6 protein-coding genes are annotated in these 8,032 nt (G+C 62.8%); 2 read left to right on the top strand and 4 right to left on the bottom strand.

The features are described from left to right. Positions 1 to 187: 187 nt before the first annotated feature. Both QM685_RS36525 and QM685_RS36520 read right to left on the bottom strand, forming a co-directional pair. Complete coding sequence (locus tag QM685_RS36525; RefSeq protein WP_415124357.1) at positions 188 to 1,603, bottom strand: lactate utilization protein B; 1,416 nt, start codon at positions 1,601 to 1,603, stop codon at positions 188 to 190. Positions 1,604 to 1,746: 143 nt separating this feature from the next. After that, positions 1,747 to 2,469 (bottom strand): (Fe-S)-binding protein, encoded by a 723-nt coding sequence (locus QM685_RS36520; RefSeq protein WP_415124355.1) that lies wholly within the window; start codon positions 2,467 to 2,469, stop codon positions 1,747 to 1,749. A 179-nt stretch (positions 2,470 to 2,648) separates the two neighbouring features. Between QM685_RS36520 and QM685_RS36515 the strand changes: the two genes are divergently transcribed. After that, entirely contained in the window at positions 2,649 to 3,458 is an 810-nt protein-coding gene (locus QM685_RS36515) for an IclR family transcriptional regulator (protein ID WP_415124353.1), read from the top strand. Between the two features lie 118 nt (positions 3,459 to 3,576). Here QM685_RS36515 and pbpG read toward each other — a convergent pair whose 3' ends face one another. Further along, on the bottom strand, positions 3,577 to 4,767 hold the full coding sequence (pbpG, locus tag QM685_RS36510) for a D-alanyl-D-alanine endopeptidase (protein ID WP_415124351.1): 1,191 nt from the start codon (positions 4,765 to 4,767) through the stop codon (positions 3,577 to 3,579). 780 nt (positions 4,768 to 5,547) lie between these two features. Between pbpG and QM685_RS36505 the strand changes: the two genes are divergently transcribed. After that, a complete protein-coding gene (locus QM685_RS36505; protein WP_085480624.1) occupies positions 5,548 to 6,120 on the top strand; it encodes a phasin family protein in 573 nt (190 codons plus the stop codon). A gap of 420 nt (positions 6,121 to 6,540) precedes the next feature. Here the strand turns inward: QM685_RS36505 and lpdA are convergent. Continuing rightward, on the bottom strand, positions 6,541 to 8,032 hold a 1,492-nt coding region (lpdA, locus tag QM685_RS36500), incomplete at its 5' end, for a dihydrolipoyl dehydrogenase (protein WP_415124349.1).

The raw sequence follows: 8,032 nt of genomic DNA, 5'->3' as shown, positions 1-8,032 counted from the left end.
CGAATGGCGGCCCGCGCCCCGGCGCAGGCGGCCCGCCGCCGGCACAGCCGCAGGCCGGCAACGGCGGCGGTCGGGGGGGCGCCTGGGTAAGAAACGCACCCGCGCGCCAGCCGGGGCAGATGACCGAACACTGAGGACAAAACCCGAGCGACGTCGGACTACTGCGCCACGCCCGACGGCCGCCCGCTCAGCCGATATGGCTGCGTTGCGCGGCGTACAGTTCCCTGAACGTCCGCCCGACCGGCGCGGGCATATCGCGCGTATTGGTCCATCCCGCCCCGCCGAGCGGCAGTTTCGCAATCGAGTGATTGCGCCCACCCATCCGCTCCAACACGCGTACGGCCAGTTTGGTGACGAGCGCATACGCGTCGGGATGCAGCGCCAGCCAGCCCCACAGCGCCAGCCCCGCGCGCTCCTTCCACGGCCGCAGACGCCGCTCCATCTGCTTCTCGCGCAGCTTGCGCAACAGGTCGGAGAGTGGAATGCCGACCGGGCACACGCTGTTGCACTCGCCGCATAGCGTCGCGGCCTGCGGCAGATCGAGCGCCTTGTCGATACCAACATAGCTTGGCGTCAGTACCGATCCCATCGGCCCCGGATAAACCCATCCATACGCATGGCCGCCGACCTTCTGATAAACCGGGCAATGATTCATGCACGCGCCGCAGCGGATACAGCGCAGCATCTCCTGGAAATCGCCGCCGATCAGCCCCGTGCGCCCGCCGTCGACGAGCACCACGTACATATGCTCGGGGCCGTCCTGATCGCCCGCGCCACGCGGGCCCGTCAGCATCGAAAAGTAATTCGAGGTGGCCTGCCCGGTCGCCGAGCGCGGCAACAGACGCATCGCGGTCGCGAGATCTTCCAGTGTCGGCAGCACCTTTTCGATACCGGTGACGGCCACATGCACGCGCGGCATCACCGTACACATGCCTTCGTTGCCCTCGTTCGTGACGACCACGACCGAACCCGTTTCCGCGACGATGAAATTGCCGCCCGTCACGCCCATGTCCGCGCTCATAAAATGCGGGCGCAACATCTCGCGTGCCTCGCGCGTCATCTCGGGGATTTCGGTCAGGCGCGGCCGACCATGTGTCTTCGCGAACAGGTCGGCGATTTCGTCCTTATCCTTGTGCACGACCGGCGCGATGATGTGGCTCGGCGGCTCGTTATCGTTGATCTGCAGGATGTATTCGCCGAGATCGGTTTCGATCGACTGCACGCCCATCTGGCCGAGCACTTCGTTCAGGCGCATCTCCTCGGTGACCATCGACTTGGTCTTGATCACCTTCTTCACGTCATGCTCGCGCGCGATATCGCCGACGAGCCGCGCCGCCTCCTGCGTGGTCTCGGCGAACAGCACGGTCACGCCGCGCCGGGTCGCCTCGCGCTCGAAGGTTTCCAGCCACACGTCGAGATTCGCGAGCGCGCGATTACGGCGCTCCTTGAGCGCGGCACGGGTCGCCGGAAAGTCGATCGCGGTCATCGCGCTCGCACGTGCCGAAACGAACTTCGTGGACAGCTTGGTCAGGTTCTGCTGCAGACGCTGGTCGGCGAGTTTCTGACCAGCGCGAGCCTTGAACTGCATCGATTGAACTTGCATGGCGGCCTTGGTGGAATCGGATCGAAACGCGCGTCGCTAACTCGCGCGCGATGCAATGCAAAAAGAGTTAAGCGACGAGGACTAACGAGCGGACGGCCCAGAAAACGCACGCGGCACGGCGGCGACGCGTCGCACAGACAGGGCTACACGTCGCCGGCCAGCACCTGCGCGATATGCAGCACGCGCGTAGTCGAATCCCCATTGCGCCGCAGCCGGCCTTCGATATTGAGCATGCAGCCGAGGTCGCCGAGCACTACCGTGCCCGCGCCGCTCGCGGCGATATTCGCGCATTTTTCGTCGACGATTGCCGTGGAAATATCGCCGTACTTGACCGCGAACGTGCCGCCGAAGCCGCAGCAGTGCTCACAGCCCTTCATCTCCGTCACCGCGATGCCCGCCTGCGCGAGCAACTCGCGCGGCTGCGTCTTGACGCCGAGTTCGCGCAAGCCCGAACAGGAGTCGTGATAGGTCACCTGCCCCGCGAACTCGCGCGGCTGCAATTGCACTTTCGCCACGTTGACGAGGAAATCGGTCAGCTCGAACACCTTGGCCCGCAGACGGCCGAAGCGGTTCATCAGGTCGGGATCGTCGGCGAACAGGTCGCCGTAGTGCGCGCGGATCATGCCGCCGCAGGAGCCCGACGGCACCACCACGTAGTCGAACTGTTCGAATTCGCGCAGGGTTTTCTCGGCGAGGTCGCGTGCAAGGCGGCGATCTCCCGAGTTGTACGCGGGTTGCCCGCAACAGGTTTGCGCGGGAGGCACCACCACCTCGAAACCGGCGCCTTCGATCAGCTTGATGACCGAAAAACCGATTTCGGGACGCATCAGGTCGATCAGACAGGTGACGAACAATCCGACTCGCATGAGCCCTCCTTCCGGGAAACGTCCCTGATTATCCGCTGTTTGCCATGCCAATACCAACGGCCGGAAGGCATAGGACGCGCGTCGCGCCGGATTGGAAGCGCGCTTCGAAGCGCGTTCGCTTTTTTCACCATACGAGATACAATCAGTTTCCGCTGTTTGACGCATCTACCGATTCTCATATGAGCGATACGAACCCGGATCCCAAAACTTCGATCCAGGTGATCGAGCGCATGATGCGCCTGCTCGACGCACTGGCAGCGCATAGCGACCCCGTCAGCCTGAAAGAACTTGCTCTGCGCACGGAATTGCACCCCTCCACCGCGCACCGCATCCTGAACGACATGGTGATGTGCCGGCTGGTCGACCGTTCGGACCCCGGCACCTACCGTCTCGGCATGCGCCTGCTCGAACTCGGCAACCTCGTGAAGGCGCGGCTGTCGGTGCGCGACGCGGCGCTCACGCCGATGCGCGAGCTGCACCGTCAGACCGGGCAGACCGTGAACCTGTCGGTGCGCCAGGGCGACGAGATCGTCTATATCGAACGCGCGTATTCGGAGCGCTCCGGCATGCAGGTGGTGCGGGCGATCGGCGGACGCGCGCCGCTGCATCTGACCTCGGTCGGCAAGCTGTTTCTCGCCGCCGACGAAGCGACCCGCGTGCGCGCCTACGCGACACGCACCGGTCTGTCGGGCCACACGCAGAACAGCATCACCGATCTCGCGAAACTCGAGCGCGAGTTGTCGCACGTGCGTCAGCAAGCCTGCGCGCGCGACAACGAGGAACTGGAGCTTGGCGTGCGCTGCATCGCCGCCGGCATCTACGACGATACCGGCAAGCTGGTCGCGGGTCTGTCGTTATCGGCGCCGGCGGACCGCCTGCAGGATTCGTGGCTTGGACAACTGAGCCAGACGGCGCTGATGATTTCGGAATCGCTCGGCTATCGGCCGCAGGCACAGCAGGATCACTCGCGCCACAACCAGCATACTTGACGCGGCGAGCTCTCGGTCCCTGTCAGCCCCATGAAAAAAGCCTCGCATTCGCGAGGCTTTTTCTTTGCGCGGCAATCATAGCCGGCCTGCACAGACCGGCTGCGGGTTCACTCAGGCTTCAAGTCCCCGCACCACCCGCATCGGCGCTCGTGATGCGCGGCTGGTCGCCGCCGTTATCGAGCCACGTGCGCAGACGCGACGCGTCCGCGAAGCGCGAGTACTTGCCCGACGAATCGAGCAACACCATGATCATCGGACGGCCATGGATGGTCGCCTGCATCACGAGGCACTCGCCCGCTTCGTTGATGAAGCCGGTCTTCTGCAGACCGATGTCCCACGTCGGATTGCGCACCAGCGCGTTCGTGCTGTTGTACGCGAGCGTGCGCTTGCCGGTGTACACCTCATAGCTGTGATCGGTCGAGAACCGGCGGATCATCGGATACTGATACGCAGCGTTGACCATCTTCACGAGATCACGCGCGCTCGACACGTTCTGGCTCGTCAGACCCGTTGGGTTCTCAAAGTGCGTGTCATTCATGCCGAGCTGCTTCGCCTTCGCGTTCATCGCCGCGAGGAACGCCGGACGGCCACCCGGGTAGTAACGCGACAGCGCCGCCGCCGCGCGGTTTTCCGACGCCATCAGCGCGATGTGCAGCATGTCCTCGCGCGAGAGCACCGAGCCCACCGACAGCCGCGAGCCCGTGTTCTTCTCGTAATCGCGGTCTTCGTCGGTGACTTCGATCTGGTCGGTCATCGGCTCTTTCGAATCCAGCACGACCATCGCGGTCATCAGCTTCGTGATCGACGCGATCGGTACCACGGCGCGCGAGTTCTTGTCGAAGAGCGCCTCGCCGTTGTTCTGGTCGACCACATAGGCAACGCTCGAGCGCAGCATCAACGCATCCGGCGTTTCATGCAGGCCGAATGCCTGGCCGACCGACGGCGGCCGCGGTTCGTACGCAACACGCCGCACGACCGAATGGTGACGGCCATTTGCCGCGAACGTCACGCGTTTGCGCCTGACGCCGGCGCGCGGCGCTTCCTCCTCCGCGGCGGCGGCTTTTACAGCCGCGCCTTTGCCGGCTTTCGCCGCCCGGCTCGACACCTTCGCGGTGGCGGCTGCCGGGGCCGGCTTTTTAGCAGTTTTGGCGTGTTTGGAGGTTTTTGCGTTTGCAGCAGAAGTTGCTGCAAAGGTACTGACAGGCGTAGCAAGCGTCGCCGCAACGGCCAACGAGACGGCCACCGACAGAGCGGTGGCGCGCGCCGCGCCGTGGATCATTTTTAGCGACGAAAACATGTCGGTTTTCATGGATGTTCGATAGGGAGCGGCGAGAGATTTCCGCAAGTGTAGTAAAGCAACGAAAAATTAGCAATTTGAAGCACTTATACGCGCTCCTTAAACCGGCTTGTAAGCTCGGATCGTGAAAACGCAAATAAGTGCCGCGCCTCGATCGAAAAAAACGATCGTCGCCAGTCGCGCCTCGCCATTGCCGCCGCTCACAGGAATCGAGCAGATTCTTGCAGCTTAACGGCAATTTCGAGACAACCTTGATTCGGGGAAATACGGTCAGAACATCGGCGAGTACCACCGCCGTGCAATGAAGGCGTTGCGCTCTCGCGACGGTGCTGTTAAGCGCCCGCCGAAGATCGCTGACGCGCATTTGACTGCCGTGGATCCTTAACGTTCCGTGGCAGTTTGTGGTTTACATCGAATGCACGATCGCCGGTTTTCCGGGGAGGGTCGATTGTACCCGGCCCATTCTGGTGTCTGCGTAAACTGTCTCGCAGGAAAAAAATGTTTCCCAAAACGGCATCCTACTAGCGCTTTATATCGCACCAACTCGGTGCAACGGATAAATCGTCCCGCGTCATATGAATGACATGCCTACTGCATAACGTATTGTTTTATCGATATTTTCTGATGATTGTGCGACGCACAAAAAACGCTTGACTTTCTTTCTGGGCATCCTAAAATGGGAACCATTGCTGCGATGCACAATACATCGCGGTCCAGGCAGACGATCAACCTGCGTCTCGCCACTAACCCAATGCGGTCGCACAGACCGGCCGCAATCCAGGAGCGTAAACCATGACTCTGCTGACCCCTGAGCAATTCGCCGCAGCCCAGAAAGCCAACTTCGAAACCCTGTTCGGCCTGACGACCAAAGCATTTGAAGGCGTCGAAAAGCTGGTCGAGCTGAACCTGCAAGTTGTGAAGTCGACGCTCGCCGAAAGCCAGGAAAACACCCAACGCGCTCTCTCCGTGAAGGACGCGCAGGAACTGCTGGCACTGCAGGCGAGCCTCGCGCAGCCGGTGGCTGAAAAGGCGCTGTCGTACGGCCGCCACGTGTATGAAATCGTTTCGGCAACGCAAGGTGAATTCACCCGCGTCGCGGAAGCGCAATTCGAAGAGCAGAACCGCAAGGTCCAGGCGCTCGTCGAAAACGTCGCGAAGAACGCGCCGGCTGGTTCGGAAACCGCTGTCGCCGTGATGAAGTCGGCTATCACCGCCGCCAACACGACGTACGAAACGGTCCACAAGGCAACCCGCCAGGCAGTCGAAATCGCCGAAAGCAACTTCAATGCAGCCGCAACGGCCGCGTCGAAGGCAGCTTCGCAAGCCGCCGCGCAAGCATCGCGCGCCGCCAAGAAGACGGTCTAAGCTTCACGTCCGTCTACGCCCCGCATCGTCGGGGCATCGCTTTCACGCCGGCCCAGCGTTCCCGCTGCGCCGGCGTTATTGCAAGCAACAGCGTCGTGCCGTTGCCGCTTACACGGTTTGATTGGCCGAACGCTCCGATACGTTGAAATAGCGTATCGTTTTGCCCGGTCGCCAGGCCGGGATTTTTTTGTCCGTCTTTTTTGCCGCTTGTTGCGGAGTGCCGCACGGGAACGTATCCGATGTCGCGCCCTGCTCGCCACTGGACTGCCACTGCCGTGCCGCCAGTCCGCACAAACAGAAACGGCGCACTCCGCGAGGAGCGCGCCGTTTTTTATTGGCCACGCTTAGTGGCCGTATCTATTCGCCACCGCAGCCGCTTCGCTCCGCCCGCATGTCGCCATGCAGGCGAACCGATGAACCTCACTTCTTCTTGACGGGCGGCAGGTCGGTACAGACACCTTCATACAGCTCGGCAGCCATGCCGACCGATTCGCCGAGCGTCGGATGCGGATGGATCGTCTTGCCGATATCCGTCGCGTCCGCGCCCATTTCGATCGCGAGGCACACTTCGCTGATCAGATCGCCCGCATTCAGACCGACGATCCCGCCGCCGATCACGCGATGCGTCTCTTCATCGAACAGCAGCTTCGTAAAGCCTTCGTCGCGACCGTTGGCGATCGCGCGGCCCGACGCGGCCCACGGGAATACCGCCTTGCCGAACTTGACGCCTTCGGCCTTCAACTGGTCTTCCGTCTTGCCGGCCCAGGCCACTTCCGGATCGGTATATGCCACCGACGGAATCTGCATCGCGTCGAAGTACGCCTTCTCGCCATGCGCGGCTTCCGCTGCCACGTGGCCTTCGTGCACGGCCTTGTGCGCGAGCATCGGCTGACCGACGATATCGCCGATCGCGAAGATGTGCGGCACATTCGTGCGCTGCTGCTTGTCGACTTCGATGAAGCCGCGGTCGGTCACGGCAACCCCTGCCTTCTCCGCGCCGATCCGCTTGCCGTTCGGTGAACGGCCGACCGCCACCAGCACGAGGTCGTAGCGTTGCTTCCCAGCCGGCGCCTTCTCGCCTTCGAACGACACATAGATGCCGTCGTCCTTCGCTTCGGCCGCCGTGGTCTTCGTCTTCAGCATCACGTTCGCAAAACGCTTGCTGTTGTACTTCTCCCAGACCTTGACGAGATCGCGATCGGCGCCGGCCATCAGGCCGTCGAGCATTTCGACCACGTCGATCTGCGCGCCGAGCGTCGAGTACACGGTCGCCATTTCCAGACCGATGATGCCGCCGCCGATCACGAGCATGCGCTGCGGAATCTGGCGCAGTTCGAGCGCGCCGGTCGAATCGACCACCCGCGGATCTTCCGGAATGAACGGCAGCTTCACCGCTTCCGAACCCGCTGCGATGATCGCCTGCCTGAACTTGACGACCTTCTTGCCGCCTTCGGTCTGCACTTCCATGTGGTTCGGATCGACGAACGCGCCGGTGCCGACCACCACTTCGACCTTGCGCGCCTTCGCCATGCCGGCGAGACCGCCCGTGAGCTTCCTGACCACGCCGGATTTGAAATCGCGCAGCTTGTCGAGATCGATCTGCGGCTTGCCGAACGTGATGCCGTGCGAGGCGAGATCAGCCGCCTCGTCGATCACGAGCGCGGTATGCAGCAGCGCCTTCGACGGGATACAGCCGACGTTCAGACACACGCCGCCGAGCGTCGGATAACGTTCGACCAGCACGGTCTTCATGCCGAGGTCGGCGGAGCGGAAGGCGGCCGAATAGCCACCCGGGCCCGAACCGAGCACGAGCATGTCGCACTCGATATCGGCGCCGCCCGCATAGCTGCCGGCCTGCGGAGCGGGTGCCGCCGCCTTCGGCGCCGTGGCGGCGGGAGCCGGCGCGGCAGCC

It is taken from the genome of Paraburkholderia sp. (assembly GCF_047605525.1).
Lineage (GTDB): Bacteria > Pseudomonadota > Gammaproteobacteria > Burkholderiales > Burkholderiaceae > Paraburkholderia.
The sequence above is the reverse complement of the archived record's forward strand: the minus strand, read 5'-3'. Positions and strand labels throughout refer to the sequence as shown.